We start from the raw sequence: 14,572 nt of genomic DNA on the forward strand, positions 1-14,572 counted from the left end.
GTTTGTCACTTTTCCTGCTGTATCCTTCGCAGGCTTTCTGAAAGCGCGGATCTACCAGATCTATCAACAGACTTAGCGAGGAGCGCAACCATGCACGAGATTCCGAATCTCCCCTTCCCAAGCCTGCACGAAACTGAGCAGACGACCACGCAACAAGCCGGTGCCCAACAGCCCGAGCCGAAAGAAGCCGCCGAGAGCCGTCCGGCCGACAGCGAAGAGTAAGCAACATCCGCCGTACAGACCGTGTGGAAAGCGCTAACATGCGCTTTCCACACTGCCTGAAACCTGAGCTGCCATGTCCAAAGAATTCGATGAACAACAGGCCGAGATCCTGATCGGTACCACCGAGAAGATGATCGAGATCTGGAGCCGTCTCTCGCCCGAGAAACAGGCCGCCCTGCTCGCCCGTTTCGGCAGCGAAGAAAACGCGTTGGCCGCATTGGTCACCACGCAATTGGTCGCTCCGGCCAAATAGTTTTACTTTTACCCGCCCCAGACGCGTCCGCATCGGTATCATGAGCAGCCTATCTATTCTGCTCTTCCCGTGGATCGTAATTCATGTCGTCCTCTATGCCAGAACCCCAGCGTCCCCTGGCGGTCACGCTGCAAGTCGTTTCCATCGTCCTGTTCACCTTCATCGGCTACCTGAACATCGGCATTCCGCTGGCGGTGCTGCCAGGTTATGTGCACAGCGACCTGGGCTTCGGCGCGGTCATCGCCGGGCTGGTGATCAGCGTGCAATACCTCGCCACGCTGCTCAGCCGTCCGTATGCCGGCAAGATCATCGACAACCAGGGCAGCAAACGTGCGGTGATGATTGGTCTGGCCGGGTGTGGCTTGAGCGGTGTGTTCATGCTGATTTCGGCATGGACACCCCACCTGCCGCTGCTGAGCCTGATCAGCCTGTTCGTCGGCCGTCTGGTGCTGGGCAGCGCTGAAAGCCTGGTCGGCTCAGGCTCGATCGGTTGGGGCATCGGCCGCGTCGGCGCCGCCAACACCGCCAAAGTCATCTCGTGGAACGGCATCGCCAGTTACGGTGCGCTGGCGGTGGGTGCGCCGCTGGGGGTGTGGCTAGTCAGCCGTTTTGGCTTGTGGAGCATGGGCGTGAGCATTCTGTTGCTGGCCACGCTGGGGCTGTTGCTGGCCTGGCCGAAAACCGCCGCGCCGATTGTGGCTGGTGAGCGTCTGCCGTTCATGCACGTGCTCGGGCGCGTCTTCCCGCACGGCTGCGGACTGGCGCTGGGCTCGATCGGTTTCGGCACCATCGCCACCTTCATCACCCTGTATTACGCCACGCAGCACTGGGATAACGCGGTGCTGTGCCTGAGCCTGTTCGGCGCCAGCTTCATTGGTGCGCGGCTGCTGTTCGGCAACCTGATCAACCGCCTCGGCGGCTTTCGCGTGGCGATTGCCTGCCTGTCGGTGGAAACCCTGGGTCTGCTGTTGTTGTGGCTGGCGCCGGACGCGCATTGGGCATTGGCCGGTGCGGCATTGAGCGGTTTCGGTTTCTCGCTGGTGTTCCCGGCGCTGGGCGTGGAAGCCGTGAACCTGGTGCCGGCCTCCAGCCGAGGCGCGGCAGTCGGGGCCTATTCGTTGTTCATAGACTTGTCGCTGGGCGTCACTGGGCCGCTGGCGGGTGCGATTGCAGCGGGCTTCGGTTTTGCCTCGATATTCCTGTTCGCCGCCCTCGCCGCGCTGAGCGGTCTGGCATTGAGCGTCTATCTGTACCGCCACACGGCGAAGTACCGCGAAGACTAGAAATCCACCTTGCCGCGCCCGGCCTTGATGCTGCCGCGCTTGGTTTTCGATTCGAGCCGACGCTTCTTTGAACCCAGCGTCGGCTTGGTCGGCCGGCGCTTCTTCTCGACCTTGGTGGCGCTGAGAATCAGCTCGGTCAGACGCTCCAGCGCATCGGCGCGGTTCTGTTCCTGCGTACGGAACTGCTGAGCCTTGATGATCAGCACGCCATCGCCGGTAATGCGACTGTCACGCAGCGTCAGCAGCCGCTCCTTGTAGAACTCGGGCAAGGACGAGGCCGGAATGTCGAAGCGCAGATGCACGGCGCTGGAGACCTTGTTGACGTTCTGCCCTCCGGCGCCCTGGGCGCGGATGTACGTCAGTTCGATCTCTGCGTCCGGCAGATGCACATTGTTGGAAATCACCAGCATGGAAACTCTACCTTCAAGTCGCTAAGCGACAGACAACCCCAGTTCGGACAACAGCATCGAGGCCTGGGCCCGGGAAATCACCGCCCCTTTGAACAGTTTGGCATCGTTGAGCCGAAAACCGCTCAAATCGGCACCGCGCAGGTCGGCATCGGTAAACCTGGCGCCATTGATGCGTGCATGCGCCAGACTGCACTCGACGAACTCGGCCTTGCGAAAGTCGGCATCGCTCAAGTCCGCATCGGAGAAATCCAGACCGTTCAACGTCGTGCGGGCGAACGACATGCCGGCCAGAAATGCGCTGTTGAGTCGGGTCTCACTGAACGACAGACCCAGGCTGGAGGTGTGACTGAAGTTGGCACCGGTCAGCTTGCAGCCGGTGAAAGCGACCTGCGCCAGTTTCGCCCGCTGCCAGCGTGTGTTGTTCAAATCGCAACTGCTGAACGAGGCCTCCAGCAACTGCGCCGCTTCGAACACCGCGTGCGCACCCCGGCAGCCCTTCCATTGAGTCGTTTCGAGGCGGGCACCGAGAAATTGCGTGCGCAGCAGAATGCAGCGCTGGAACTCGGCGCGATCCAGCGTCAGTCGCGACAGATCGACATCGGTGAAATCCACCCCGATAAACCGCAGCGGCAAGCGCTGGGACGCGATCAACGCCTGCACATCATCACGCGTCAGCGCGTCTCCTTCGACCTCGTAGTGCGTTTGCACCTGATCCATGCCCGACTCCTTCGCGATTCAATTGGCGCCGGCAGTCTATCGTCACTTCGCATAGGACCGGGCACAAAAAAGCCGGCGGAAGCCGGCTATTTTGTTGTCGTCCGTTGCCTACTTGGCCGCGGCCCCAAGCACCGCGCGTTGATCGCTGCGCTTGTTCTTGATCACGTAGCAGACCCACATGAACACCACCCACACCGGGATCGCGTACACCGAGATCTGAATGCCCGGGATCAGCAGCATCACGCCGAGGATGAACAGGACGAACGCCAGGCAGATGTAGTTGCCGTACGGGTACCACAGCGCCTTGAACAGCGGCTTCTGATTGGTCTTGTTCATGTGCTGGCGGAACTTGAAGTGCGAGAAGCTGATCATCGCCCAGTTGATCACCAGCGTTGCAACCACCAGCGACATCAGCAGTTCCAGCGCGTGTTGCGGGATCAGGTAGTTGAGCAGCACCGCCACCAGAGTCACTGCCGCCGACGCCAGGATCGAACGCACCGGCACGCCGCGCTTGTCGATCTTCGCCAGCGCTTTCGGCGCATCGCCCTGCTCGGCCATGCCCAGCAGCATGCGGCTGTTGCAGTAGGTGCCGCTGTTGTACACCGACAATGCCGCGGTCAGTACCACGAAGTTGAGGATGTGCGCAGCGGTGTTGCTGCCAAGCATCGAGAACACCTGCACGAACGGGCTGCCGCTGTAGGAATCGCCCGAAGCGTTGAGGGTTTCCAGCAGGCTGTCCCACGGGGTCAGCGACAACAGGATCACCAGCGCGCCGATGTAGAAAATCAGGATCCGGTAGATCACCTGGTTGATCGCTTTCGGGATCACGGTTTTCGGCTTGTCGGCTTCGGCTGCGGTGAAACCGAGCATTTCCAGACCGCCGAAGGAGAACATGATGATCGCCATGGCCATTACCAGACCGCTGACGCCGTTCGGGAAGAAGCCACCGTGGGACCACAGATTGCTGACCGAAGCCTGCGGGCCGCCATGGCCGCTGACCAGCAGATAACTGCCCAGGGCGATCATGCCGACGATCGCCACGACCTTGATGATCGCGAACCAGAATTCGGCTTCACCGAAGACTTTGACGTTAGCCAGGTTGATCGCATTGATCAGCACGAAGAACGCGGCAGCGGTGACCCAGCTCGGGATCTCCGGCGCCCAGTAGTGGATGTACTTGCCGACCGCAGTCAGCTCCGACATGCCCACCAGGATGTACAGGATCCAGCAGTTCCAGCCCGACAGGAAACCGGCAAAACCGCCCCAGTATTTGTGCGCAAAGTGGCTGAAAGAGCCGGCCACCGGCTCTTCGACGATCATTTCGCCGAGCTGGCGCATGATCATGAAGGCGATGAAGCCGCAGATGGCGTAGCCGAGGATCATCGACGGGCCGGCGGATTTCAGCACCCCGGCCGAGCCGAGGAACAATCCGGTACCGATCGCGCCACCGAGGGCGATCAGTTGAATATGGCGATTTTTCAGGCCGCGTTTCAGCTCGCCTGATTGCGAGTTTTGTCCACTCATGAAAAAGGTCTCACGCAAGGTTTGATGATGTTCAGTAGACGTTGCTGCAAGGTTGCGATTTCAGCCAACCTTGATCAAACCCCAGCGCAGGCACCAGGAATTCAGCTTTTTTACAACGGTCATGCGTCACCTGTTTGTTTTTATCTGTGACGAAATCGAACCCGACACGCTTGTGACGCGGCGGAGTGAACAAGGCGGATAAACCTTGAGGTTTGCGCGATTACGCAGAGGGTCACAGTTAAAACGCGGCGCATTGTACACCGCTAACCCCCTGCTGCCAGACCTCGCCGGATCAGCGTGTCGGTTGCCGGGATTGCATGTGTCCACCCTGGGAGGCCCGGGCGGCTGCAAAAATTGAGTCAGGCCTTTGCAGGCCATCGGCGTGGACGATGGAAAATCCGCCCCACGTGGAGAAGTGAAAATGGATATCGGCGTTCATTGCGCCTCCTTCTTGTTATGCACCTGCACGACAGGCATGCAGCGCATCTCACCTTCCAAACGACGCTGAAACAAGCGCGCCAGAGCGCCGCGCAAGGCCCGGCGGGACTGGCTCCGGCAGATTTTCCTTACAGTCTGATAAAGACACCCGATTTACGGGTCTGCGACGGCCTTTTCGTAAATATTCACTGACAGTGCGTAACGTAAAGTTTCCACTCCAGACCCATCGAAGCCCGGAGCAGCGATTGACGTTAGCTGACTAACTATTTGAAAGGCGTTAAGTTTTTTGTTTTAAAACCAGAAAAACACGCCTGAAAAAAGAAATAAAAAGTCCAAAAAAAAACGCCAACCCTAAGGTTGGCGTTTCTGTTTTCAGCTTGAGGCTTGCCGCTCGAAGCTTACAACCGCGTTATTCCGGCTTCTTGCGACCGAAACCCGGACGCTGGCCGGAACCGGCCGGTGCGCCACGGCGCTTGCCCGACGGCTTGTCATCGTCAGCCAGCTTGATGCCTGGACGCTTCGGCGCCGGCTTGGCCGGACGCTTGGTGTCGGCTGGACGATCCGCCACCGGCGTACCGCGACCTTCGCCCCGCTCGGTACGGCCATTGGCCGGACGCGGAGTGCGTGGACCGCGCTCGCCATCCGGACGCGCTGCCGGCTTGCGGCCTGGACGCTCGCCTTCGATCTGCGGCTCGCGGACCGGACGTGGACCGGCGCCAATCGGTGCACCGTTGGCCGGACGCAGGGTGCGCACGCGCTCGGTACGGGCCATCGGACGCGACGACTTGCGCTGCATGCGGTCGAGCTTGTCTTTGCTCTTGGCGTTCAGTTGCGGCATGGCCACCGGGGTCAGGCCGACTTCGGCGCTCAGCACGTCGACTTCGTACTGGCTCATTTCGCGCCAGCGGCCCATCGGCAGGTCGGAGTTGAGGAAAACCGGGCCGAAACGCACGCGCTTCAGGCGGCTGACCACCAGGCCCTGGGATTCCCACAGACGACGCACTTCACGGTTACGGCCTTCCATCACCACGCAGTGATACCAGTGGTTGAAGCCTTCGCCGCCCGGTGCCTGTTGAATGTCGGTGAAGCGCGCCGGGCCGTCTTCCAGCACAACGCCGGCCTTCAGGCGCTCGATCATCTCGTCATCGACTTCGCCACGCACACGCACCGCGTACTCACGGTCCATCTCGTAGGACGGGTGCATCAGGCGGTTGGCCAGCTCACCGTCGGTGGTGAACATCAGCAGACCGGTGGTGTTGATGTCGAGACGACCGATGTTGATCCAGCGGCCTTCTTTCGGACGCGGCAGCTTGTCGAACACGGTCGGACGGCCTTCCGGGTCGTCACGGGTGCAGATCTCGCCATCGGGCTTGTTGTACATGATCACGCGGCGCACCGACTCGGCGGCTTCTTCGCGCTTGATGACTTTGCCATCAATGGTGATGGCGTCGTGCATGTCGACACGCAGGCCCAAGGTGGCGTCTTTGCCATTGACCTTGATGCGGCCGGCAGCGATCCAGGATTCGACATCACGGCGCGAGCCGACGCCGATACGGGCGAGGACTTTCTGCAGCTTTTCGCCTGCTGGGCCGATTTCCTGGTCGTCTTTCTGATTGATGTCACTCATCTGGGCACCTCCCGGTGTGGTCTGTTCAGCGGCGCTGAATGAGCCGCTGAAGCGTTGAAATCTGGGTTTTCGGGCGAAGGGATCGCCGAAGGGTCGCGAATCATACGCGGATGTGGCCGCGCGCGCATCAGAGACTAGTCGATCAGGGCAAGGTTATTTCTTTTTCCGCCGACCGGTGCCCCCGAGCTTGATCAGACGCAGCGCGGCTTCGGCCAGCACAGTGCGCTTGTCGTCCTTGTCGAGTTTCTTCCAGGCCCGTATCTCGCGCTTGCTGCGGCCGCAGCCCAGACAGATGTCGTCGCTGAACTTGCAGACGCTGATGCACGGGTCTTTGGTCGAGCTCATGCTCAATCCTCGAACTCGCGACGTTCGGCCTCGATGGCTTCGGCCAGGGCGCGGGCCTCGGCTTCTTCTTCGCTCAACTCTTCCTCGGCGGCGGGTTCCGGTTCGGGCTGTTCAAGCCGGGCGACGGCGGCCAGCAGCTTTTCCCGGGCTTCGGCCACGCCGAGCACATCGTCTTCCTGCTCAGGCTCGGGCTCGAATTCAGGCTCATGCTCAAATTCAGTTTCGAACTCATCCTCAACCGGCGGCTCGACCGGATCGAACTCAACCCCGGTCGGCATCGATTCACCGCCCGCCCCGTCACGCAGCAAGTCGTCAAAGTCGGTCTTGATCCCCTCCTCCATGCTGTCCAGTTCCAGCAGAAGGGTGTGGAAACTGGTTTCTTCCTTCGGCTCTTCCGGCTCGGCACTGGCGTCGGCCAGCTCCTGCAAGCCCGGTGGCACGGGAGCGTCGTCGAAGTCGAGCACCGGATCCGCCTCGATTTCGCGCAACTCGGCCAGCGGCGGCAGGTCGTCAAGGTTCTTCAGGTTGAAGTGATCGAGAAACGCCTTGGTGGTGGCGAACATCGCCGGTTTGCCCGGCACGTCGCGGTAACCGACGATGCGAATCCACTCGCGCTCGATCAGCGTCTTGACGATGTTGGTGTTGACCGCCACGCCCCGCACGTCCTCGATTTCGCCCCGGGTGATCGGCTGGCGATAGGCGATCAGCGCCATGGTTTCCAGCAATGCTCGGGAATAACGTTGCGGACGTTCTTCCCACAACCGGCCGACCCACGGCGCGAACTTCTCGCGGATTTGCAGGCGATAGCCCGACGCGACTTCCTTGAGCTCGAACGCCCGGCCTTCGCAGGATTTGCCGAGCAGGGTCAGGGCTTTCTTGAAGACCGGCGGTTCCGGGCGCTCGCCTTCTTCGAACAGTTCATACAGGCGCTCGAGGGATTGCGGCTTTCCCGAGGCCAACAGAAAGGCTTCAAGCAGGGACGCCAGCTCGCGGGGTTCAGTCAGGTTCATATCGGGACTCGTTATTCGGCTCGGGCTCGCACGTGGATCGCGGCGAACGGCTCATTCTGCACCAGCTCGATCAGGGATTCCTTGACCAGTTCAAGGATCGCCATGAAGGTCACCACCACGCCGAGCTTGCCCTCCTCGGCGGTGAACAGCTCGACGAACGGCACAAATCCGCCGCCCTTGAGCCGCTCCAGCACATCGCTCATGCGCTCGCGGGTGGACAGCGCCTCGCGGCTGACCTGATGGCTTTCGAACATGTCGCCCCGGCGCAGCACCTCGGCCATGGACATCAGGATTTCTTCCAGCGCCACGTCGGGCAAGAGTTTGCGCGCGCGGGCTTCCGGGGCGTCGAGCTTGGGCACGATCACGTCGCGACCGACCCGGCTCAGGCCATCGATGCCTTCGGCGGCAGCCTTGAACCGTTCGTACTCCTGCAGGCGACGAATCAGCTCGGCGCGCGGGTCGTCCTCTTCGTCCTCGACGGTTTCAGCCCGGGGCAACAGCATCCGCGACTTGATCTCGGCCAGCATCGCGGCCATCACCAGGTATTCGGCGGCCAGTTCCAGACGCACCGACTGCATAAGCTCGACATAACCCATGTACTGGCGGGTGATTTCCGCCACCGGGATGTCGAGGATGTTGATGTTCTGTTTGCGGATCAGGTACAGCAGCAGATCGAGCGGGCCTTCGAAGGCTTCGAGGAAGACTTCCAGCGCGTCGGGCGGGATGTACAGGTCCAGCGGCATTTCCGTGACGGCCTGGCCATAGACCATGGCAAACGGCAGTTCCTGCTGGGCACCGGCCTGGGGATCAACGGTTTCCACTGCGGACATTCAGGCCTCGACCATGAATGGGGCAGGATCGCCGCAACCGACGCGGATCACTTCCGGATCATCGCCCGTGAGGTCGATCACGGTGGAGGCCTTGATACCGCCGGAACCGCCGTCGATGATCAGGTCGACCTGATGCTCGAGCAACTGGCGCATTTCGTACGGATCGCTCAACGGGTCTTCATCGCCCGGCATGATCAGGGTCACGCTCATCAACGGCTCGCCCAGTTCGGCCAGCAGCGCCAGCGCGATGGGATGGCTCGGCACCCGCAGACCGATGGTGCGTTTCTTCGGATGCAGCAGCAGGCGCGGCACTTCGCGGGTGGCGTTGAGGATGAAGGTGTACGGCCCTGGCAGGTGGGCTTTGAGGATTCGAAAGGTCCCGGTGTCGATCTTGGCGTAATTGCCCAGCTGCGACAGGTCGCTGCAGATCAGCGCGAAGTTGTGCTTTTCGTCGAGCTGACGCAGGCGTCGAACGCGCTCGATGCCGTTCTTGTCGCCGATCTGGCAGCCGATTGCGTAGGAAGAGTCGGTGGGATAGACCACCACCCCGCCCTTGCGGATGATCTCGACCGCCTGTTTGATCAGGCGCGCTTGCGGGTTTTCCGGATGAATCTGGAAAAATTGACTCACATTCTCTACCTGTTCAGACGGCGGCAATAACTGTGTCATGTTTGAACCGACACCACAGGGGTGGAAGGTCCTCCGGCACCGGCCGGTACTGGCCGATCTCGGACCAGCCACCAGGGCCATGGAAATCACTGCCGGCGCTGACCAGCAGACCGAACTCACGGGCAAGGATTGCCAGGCTGCCCACCTGTTCCGCAGGCTGATGACCGTTGACCACTTCGATCGCATGCCCGCCTGCTTGAATATAGTCGGCAATCAGCTTTCGGCGCTTGCTGCGGGTGAAATCGTAGTGCCACGGATGCGCCAGACTGACCCAGGCACCGGCGGCTCGCAGCGTGCCGACGGTGTCTTCGAGGGTCGGCCAGTGTTGCTTGACGTCCCCCAGCTTGCCGGCGCCGAGCCATTTGCGAAACGCCTCGGCGCGATCCTTTACAAAACCTTCACGCACCATCCAGTCGGCGAAATGCGGGCGGGCCGGCGCGTTACCGCTGTCGCCCAGTTCCTGCTGGATCTGCCGCGCGCCGTCGAGCGCATTCGGCATGCCCTTGAGGGCGAGCTTGCGGCTTATTTCCTCAGACCGCAGCCAGCGGCCGTCGTGCAACTGGGCAATCGCCTCGACCAGCGGCGCGGCGTTGACGTCGAAACCGTAGCCGAGCACGTGAATGGTCGCCCCGCCCCAGGTGCAGGACAACTCGACGCCGTTGACCAGTTGCATGCCCAGCGCCTCGGCGGCCGTGCGCGCTTCGGCGAGGCCTTCGAGGGTGTCGTGATCGGTCAGGGCAAGGACTCGCACGCCGTTCTCGAACGCACGCGCAACCAGTGCCGCAGGCGCCAGGGCGCCGTCGGAGGCCGTGCTGTGGCAGTGCAAATCAACATTCACGGGGATGTGTAACCTCAAATCAGCTGGCGCTATCGCGCGCCCATATGTTTGTTATTATGCCGCCACATCCAGCTTCTGGCTCTCACTGTGAAACAATTCATCGATTTCATCCCGCTTCTGCTGTTCTTCATCGTCTACAAACTCGATCCACGCACCGTCGACGTTGCCGGCCATGAACTGACGGTAGGCGGCATTTACAGTGCCACCGCCATGCTGATCATCAGCTCCCTGGTGGTGTACGGCGCGATCTTCATCAAGCAGCGCAAGCTGGAGAAGAGCCAGTGGCTGACGCTGGTCGCCTGCCTCGTATTCGGCAGCCTGACCCTGGCCTTTCACAGCGAAACCTTCCTGAAATGGAAAGCCCCGGTGGTCAACTGGCTGTTCGCCCTGGCCTTCATCGGCAGCCATTTCATCGGTGACCGCCTGCTGATCAAGCGCATCATGGGCCACGCGCTGACCCTGCCGGATCCGGTCTGGACCCGTTTGAACATCGCCTGGATCGGTTTCTTCCTGTTCTGCGGTGCCGCCAACCTGTTCGTCGCCTTCACCTTCCAGGACTACTGGGTGGACTTCAAGGTGTTCGGCAGCCTGGGCTTGACCGTGCTGTTCCTGGTCGCTCAAGGCATCTACCTGTCCCGTCACCTGCACGACGCCGATACCACAACGCCAAAAATCGAGGACTGACATGCTCTACGCCATCATTGCCACCGACGTCGCCAACTCCCTGGAAGCCCGCCTCGCTGCGCGCCCGGCACACCTTGAACGCCTGCAAGTGCTCAAGGGCGAAGGCCGCATCGTACTGGCCGGCCCGCACCCGGCGGTCGACAGCAATGATCCGGGCGCAGCAGGTTTCAGCGGCAGCCTGATCGTTGCCGAATTCGACTCCCTGAGCGCGGCGCAAGCCTGGGCCGATGCCGACCCGTACATCGCGGCCGGCGTCTACGCCAACGTGATCGTCAAGCCGTTCAAGCAAGTCCTGCCGTAGCCGCCCCCGCCAATGTCCCCACGCGATGAACCTTGTCGGTTCATCGCGTTCTCAATCGCTCATTATTCTCGTTTGCCGGCCGACAACCTGCCCAATATCCATTTGGAAACAGGAGTCGCGATGCGCAAGGGTCCGTTGTGTCTGATGTTGGTCACGTTGTCGATCGTGGCGCCCGCCCATGGTGAAGAAAGCACCGAAGGCGGCAGCTCCACACCGCTTTCGTTGAGCGCCGGCAGTCAGATCACCGAGTTGCAGCAGCGCCTGAAGGCCAGCGAGCAGCAACGGGAAGAACTGAGCAAACAACTGCAAAATGCCGACAACACCCGCGAAAGCGCCCAGCTCGCCCGGCTGCGCCAAGAGAACCAGCGTCTGAAGCTGCAACTCAAGGAAGCCCAGGCCAGCCCGCTGCCGCGCCTGCTGACCGAACAGCAGCAATGGTTCGTCACCGGGGCCGGGGTAGCGCTATTGGCGCTGCTCTGCGGTATCTTTGCCAGTGGAGCAAGCCGAAAACGTCGGCAATGGCTAAATTGAGTGAGTCATGAGCGAGCTGTTACTGATTGATGATGACCAGGAGTTGTGCGAACTCCTGAGTAGCTGGCTGAGCCAGGAAGGCTTTCAGGTCCGGGCCTGCCACGATGGTCAGAGCGCCCGCAAGGCGCTGGCCGAAACCGCGCCGGCGGCCGTGGTGCTGGACGTGATGCTGCCCGACGGCAGCGGTCTGGAACTGCTCAAGCAATTGCGCAGCGATCACGCCGACCTGCCGGTGTTGATGCTCTCGGCCCGGGGCGAGCCGCTGGACCGGATCCTCGGCCTGGAACTGGGCGCCGACGATTACCTGGCCAAACCCTGCGATCCGCGCGAACTGACCGCCCGCCTGCGCGCCGTGCTGCGCCGCAGTCATCCGGCCGCAGTGTCGACCCAGCTCGAGCTGGGCGACCTGAGCTTCAGCCCGGTGCGCGGCGTGGTCAGTATCGACGAAAAGGAATTCACCCTCACCGTGTCCGAAAGTCGCCTGCTCGAAGCCCTGCTCAAGCAACCGGGCGAGCCGCTGGACAAACAGGAACTGGCGCAGATCGCCCTCGGCCGCAAGCTGACCCTGTACGACCGCAGCCTGGACATGCACGTCAGCAACCTGCGCAAAAAGATCGGCCCGCACCCCGACGGTCGCCCGCGCATCGTTGCCCTGCGCAGCCGTGGCTACTACTACAGCCTCTGATCGTCTGTCAGTTTTGTCAGGTCGGCGCGAAAACGTGTTTACCCAAGCTTTACACAGCGCTGACCGCCGCTGACCTTGATCTCCGTAATCTGTACTCATCCGGAACGTACCGGGAACGAGACAAAGGAGATTCACCATGCGCAAGACTCTTATCGCTCTGATGTTTGCCGCTGCCCTGCCGACCGTCGCCATGGCCATGCCACAGGATGGCGGCCCGATGGGTGGCCCGCTGGACGGCCCGCGCCATGGCGATCAGATGCACGGCATGCACGGCAAAGGCCCGTACAGCCAGCTGGACCTGTCCCGCGAACAGCGCGAGCAGATCCGCAAGATCATGGGCGAGCAGATGCACGAGCGTAAGCAGACGGTCGACAAATACCTGGAGAAACTCTCGCCAGCCGACCAGAAAGCCATGAAGGACGAGATGGCGGCCAACCACAAGAAAGCCGAGTCCGATGTCCGCGCCGTGTTGAAACCGGATCAACAGAAGAAATTCGACGAGATCCAGAAGAAACAGGCCGAGCGTCGCGCCGAATGGGCCGAGTTCAAAGCCTGGAAAGCGCAACAGCCGCAAAAGGCGCAATAATGTTCTAGCGTCATGCCCCGACCCAACGGCTCACCGCCGTTGGGTTTTCTTTGTTTGAGGATTTTCTGTGCGTTCATTGTTCTGGCGTATCCTCGCCAGCTTCTGGCTGGCCATCGCTCTGGTTGCAGGGCTTTCCATTCTGCTGGGGCACATGCTCAACCAGGACGCGTGGATCCTCAGCCGCCATCCGGGCCTCAACACTCTGGCCGCCGAATGGACGCAGACTTACGAAGCCCAGGGCGAAAACGCCGCCCAGGACATCCTCGAACAGCGCAAGCGCCAGTACCACATCGACGTGCAAGTGCTGAACGAAACCGGCGACCCGGTGGTGCGCGGCACCTTCCCCCGGCGCGCGGCCGCCTTCGAGGCGCGGCAGAACAACGATGACCGTCGCCTGCCATGGCGCCGTCTGACCGACGAATTCACCAGCGACAAAAGCGGCGACACCTACCTCTTCATCTACCGCATCCCGCACCCCGAACTCGACGCCTGGCACCGCGAAAGCCTGCTCTGGCCATTGAGTGCGCTGGGCATTGCGTTGGTGGTGCTGACCCTGTTCAGCCTGCTGGTGACGTTTTCCATCACTCGCCCGCTCAGTCGCCTGCGCGGTGCAGTGCATGACCTCGGCCAGACCACCTATCAACAGAACAGCCTGGCGCAACTGGCCAACCGTCGGGATGAATTCGGTGTGCTGGCCAATGACTTCAACCGCATGGGTGCCCGTCTGCAAAGCCTGATCGGCAGTCAGCGTCAGTTGCTGCGTGATGTCTCCCACGAATTGCGCTCGCCGCTGGCACGCCTGCGCATCGCCCTGGCACTGGCCGAACGGGCCAGCCCGGAAGAACGGGAAAAACTCTGGCCGCGCCTGACCCGCGAGTGTGATCGGCTGGAAGCGCTGATCAGTGAAATTCTGGTGCTGGCGCGGGTCGATGCCGACAACGCCAGCGCCGAAGACGTGGATCTGAATGCCTTGCTCGCCACCCTGCAAAAGGACGCGCAACTTGGCTCGCCAGAGCAGACCGTGCGTCTGGAGGCCGAGCCGGCACTCAATCTGACAGGCTGGCCGACCATGATCGAGCGCGCCGTGGACAACCTGCTGCGCAATGCCCAGCGCTTCAACCCGGTGGGGCAGTCGATTGAAATGCAGGCGTCACGTCAGGGCGAGCGGATCGTGGTCAGCGTGCGTGACCATGGGCCGGGGGTGCAGGCCGAGCATCTAAGCCAGTTGGGCGAACCGTTTTATCGGGCGCCGGGGCAGACCGCTGCCGGGCATGGCCTGGGACTGGCGATTGCCCGGCGGGCGGCGGAGCGGCATGGCGGGACGCTGGTGCTGGCCAATCACCCGCAGGGCGGGTTTGTGGCCAGTCTTGAGTTGCCGCTGGTGCCTGGGATTGTGGTGCAACCCTGAAAAGCCCCCTCATCGGAACGCCGCCCGCCCAGCCCTCTCCCGGAGGGAGAGGGAGCCGACCGAGGTGTCTTGCGTCATACATCAACCTGAAAAAATCGAGTCGATTATGGATCTGCCAAGCACGTGAACCGAGTCAATTCCGGATTCGGCCGAAGCACGTGAACCGAGTCAATTCCGGATTCGGCAAAGCTCTTCCAGGTCGGTGAACCTC

18 protein-coding genes are annotated in these 14,572 nt (G+C 61.7%); 9 read left to right on the top strand and 9 right to left on the bottom strand.

Annotated features, from left to right (window positions below):
• Window positions 1–90: 90 nt before the first annotated feature.
• The 3 genes from CAF74_RS29415 to CAF74_RS17650 all read left to right on the top strand — a co-directional run bounded on the left by CAF74_RS29415 (window position 91) and on the right by CAF74_RS17650 (window position 1,758).
• Window positions 91–222 (top strand): hypothetical protein, encoded by a 132-nt coding sequence (locus CAF74_RS29415; protein WP_007958347.1) that lies wholly within the window; start codon window positions 91–93, stop codon window positions 220–222.
• Between the two features lie 73 nt (window positions 223–295).
• Entirely contained in the window at window positions 296–475 is a 180-nt protein-coding gene (locus CAF74_RS17645; protein ID WP_085747137.1) for a hypothetical protein, read from the top strand.
• Between the two features lie 95 nt (window positions 476–570).
• A complete protein-coding gene (locus CAF74_RS17650) occupies window positions 571–1,758 on the top strand; it encodes an MFS transporter (RefSeq protein ID WP_176240490.1) in 1,188 nt (395 codons plus the stop codon).
• On the opposite strand, the gene arfB is transcribed toward CAF74_RS17650, so the two are convergent.
• The 9 genes from arfB to CAF74_RS17695 all read right to left on the bottom strand — a co-directional run bounded on the left by arfB (window position 1,755) and on the right by CAF74_RS17695 (window position 10,166).
• Window positions 1,755–2,168, bottom strand: coding sequence for an alternative ribosome rescue aminoacyl-tRNA hydrolase ArfB (gene arfB, locus CAF74_RS17655; protein WP_085747139.1), 414 nt, complete (start codon window positions 2,166–2,168; stop codon window positions 1,755–1,757). The genes CAF74_RS17650 and arfB overlap by 4 nt on opposite strands.
• Window positions 2,169–2,189: 21 nt before the next feature.
• Window positions 2,190–2,885, bottom strand: coding sequence for a pentapeptide repeat-containing protein (locus CAF74_RS17660; protein ID WP_085747140.1), 696 nt, complete (start codon window positions 2,883–2,885; stop codon window positions 2,190–2,192).
• A gap of 108 nt (window positions 2,886–2,993) precedes the next feature.
• Window positions 2,994–4,409, bottom strand: a complete 1,416-nt coding sequence (locus tag CAF74_RS17665; protein WP_085747141.1) for an amino acid permease — start codon at window positions 4,407–4,409, stop codon at window positions 2,994–2,996.
• Window positions 4,410–5,256: 847 nt separating this feature from the next.
• Complete coding sequence (gene rluB / locus CAF74_RS17670; RefSeq protein ID WP_085747142.1) at window positions 5,257–6,474, bottom strand: 23S rRNA pseudouridine(2605) synthase RluB; 1,218 nt, start codon at window positions 6,472–6,474, stop codon at window positions 5,257–5,259.
• 153 nt (window positions 6,475–6,627) lie between these two features.
• Window positions 6,628–6,819, bottom strand: a complete 192-nt coding sequence (locus tag CAF74_RS17675) for a DUF1289 domain-containing protein (protein ID WP_085747143.1) — start codon at window positions 6,817–6,819, stop codon at window positions 6,628–6,630.
• Between the two features lie 2 nt (window positions 6,820–6,821).
• The gene (gene scpB, locus CAF74_RS17680) at window positions 6,822–7,829 is read right to left on the bottom strand and encodes an SMC-Scp complex subunit ScpB (RefSeq protein ID WP_085747144.1); all 1,008 of its coding nucleotides are present in this window, start codon (window positions 7,827–7,829) and stop codon (window positions 6,822–6,824) included.
• 11 nt (window positions 7,830–7,840) lie between these two features.
• A complete protein-coding gene (locus CAF74_RS17685) occupies window positions 7,841–8,539 on the bottom strand; it encodes a ScpA family protein (RefSeq protein ID WP_170844946.1) in 699 nt (232 codons plus the stop codon).
• Window positions 8,540–8,659: 120 nt separating this feature from the next.
• On the bottom strand, window positions 8,660–9,289 hold the full coding sequence (locus CAF74_RS17690) for an L-threonylcarbamoyladenylate synthase (RefSeq protein WP_102686021.1): 630 nt from the start codon (window positions 9,287–9,289) through the stop codon (window positions 8,660–8,662).
• Between the two features lie 13 nt (window positions 9,290–9,302).
• Window positions 9,303–10,166 (bottom strand): PHP domain-containing protein, encoded by an 864-nt coding sequence (locus tag CAF74_RS17695; protein ID WP_085747145.1) that lies wholly within the window; start codon window positions 10,164–10,166, stop codon window positions 9,303–9,305.
• Window positions 10,167–10,253: 87 nt separating this feature from the next.
• On the opposite strand from CAF74_RS17695, the gene CAF74_RS17700 reads away from it, so the two are divergent.
• From CAF74_RS17700 to CAF74_RS17725, 6 genes are all read left to right on the top strand, one after another.
• Window positions 10,254–10,850, top strand: coding sequence for a septation protein A (locus CAF74_RS17700; protein WP_085747146.1), 597 nt, complete (start codon window positions 10,254–10,256; stop codon window positions 10,848–10,850).
• A gap of 1 nt (window position 10,851) precedes the next feature.
• The gene (locus CAF74_RS17705; protein ID WP_011333002.1) at window positions 10,852–11,151 is read left to right on the top strand and encodes a YciI family protein; all 300 of its coding nucleotides are present in this window, start codon (window positions 10,852–10,854) and stop codon (window positions 11,149–11,151) included.
• A 120-nt stretch (window positions 11,152–11,271) separates the two neighbouring features.
• Window positions 11,272–11,682, top strand: a complete 411-nt coding sequence (locus CAF74_RS17710; protein ID WP_085747147.1) for a translation initiation factor 2 — start codon at window positions 11,272–11,274, stop codon at window positions 11,680–11,682.
• A 7-nt stretch (window positions 11,683–11,689) separates the two neighbouring features.
• Window positions 11,690–12,367: a response regulator transcription factor gene (locus CAF74_RS17715; protein ID WP_007958370.1), complete on the top strand. Its 678-nt coding sequence runs from the start codon at window positions 11,690–11,692 to the stop codon at window positions 12,365–12,367.
• Window positions 12,368–12,503: 136 nt separating this feature from the next.
• A complete protein-coding gene (locus tag CAF74_RS17720) occupies window positions 12,504–12,953 on the top strand; it encodes a Spy/CpxP family protein refolding chaperone (RefSeq protein ID WP_085747148.1) in 450 nt (149 codons plus the stop codon).
• A 67-nt stretch (window positions 12,954–13,020) separates the two neighbouring features.
• Window positions 13,021–14,361, top strand: coding sequence for a HAMP domain-containing sensor histidine kinase (locus tag CAF74_RS17725; protein ID WP_085747149.1), 1,341 nt, complete (start codon window positions 13,021–13,023; stop codon window positions 14,359–14,361).
• Window positions 14,362–14,572: the final 211 nt, after the last annotated feature.

It is taken from the genome of Pseudomonas sp. R45(2017), from assembly GCF_002112305.1.
Classification (GTDB): domain Bacteria; phylum Pseudomonadota; class Gammaproteobacteria; order Pseudomonadales; family Pseudomonadaceae; genus Aquipseudomonas; species Aquipseudomonas paraglycinae.

Excerpts from the sequence above, each read along its gene's own strand:
- CAF74_RS17705 (WP_011333002.1), top strand. The coding sequence starts at position 10,852 with ATGCTCTACGCCATCATTGCCACCGACGTCGCCAACTCCCTGGAAGCC.
- CAF74_RS17665 (WP_085747141.1), bottom strand. The coding sequence starts at position 4,409 with ATGAGTGGACAAAACTCGCAATCAGGCGAGCTGAAACGCGGCCTGAAA.
- scpB (WP_085747144.1), bottom strand. The coding sequence starts at position 7,829 with ATGAACCTGACTGAACCCCGCGAGCTGGCGTCCCTGCTTGAAGCCTTT.
- CAF74_RS17710 (WP_085747147.1), top strand. The coding sequence starts at position 11,272 with ATGCGCAAGGGTCCGTTGTGTCTGATGTTGGTCACGTTGTCGATCGTG.
- CAF74_RS17650 (WP_176240490.1), top strand. The coding sequence starts at position 571 with ATGCCAGAACCCCAGCGTCCCCTGGCGGTCACGCTGCAAGTCGTTTCC.
- CAF74_RS17645 (WP_085747137.1), top strand. The coding sequence starts at position 296 with ATGTCCAAAGAATTCGATGAACAACAGGCCGAGATCCTGATCGGTACC.
- CAF74_RS17715 (WP_007958370.1), top strand. The coding sequence starts at position 11,690 with ATGAGCGAGCTGTTACTGATTGATGATGACCAGGAGTTGTGCGAACTC.
- CAF74_RS29415 (WP_007958347.1), top strand. The coding sequence starts at position 91 with ATGCACGAGATTCCGAATCTCCCCTTCCCAAGCCTGCACGAAACTGAG.
- CAF74_RS17720 (WP_085747148.1), top strand. The coding sequence starts at position 12,504 with ATGCGCAAGACTCTTATCGCTCTGATGTTTGCCGCTGCCCTGCCGACC.
- rluB (WP_085747142.1), bottom strand. The coding sequence starts at position 6,474 with ATGAGTGACATCAATCAGAAAGACGACCAGGAAATCGGCCCAGCAGGC.
- CAF74_RS17675 (WP_085747143.1), bottom strand. The coding sequence starts at position 6,819 with ATGAGCTCGACCAAAGACCCGTGCATCAGCGTCTGCAAGTTCAGCGAC.
- arfB (WP_085747139.1), bottom strand. The coding sequence starts at position 2,168 with ATGCTGGTGATTTCCAACAATGTGCATCTGCCGGACGCAGAGATCGAA.
- CAF74_RS17660 (WP_085747140.1), bottom strand. The coding sequence starts at position 2,885 with ATGGATCAGGTGCAAACGCACTACGAGGTCGAAGGAGACGCGCTGACG.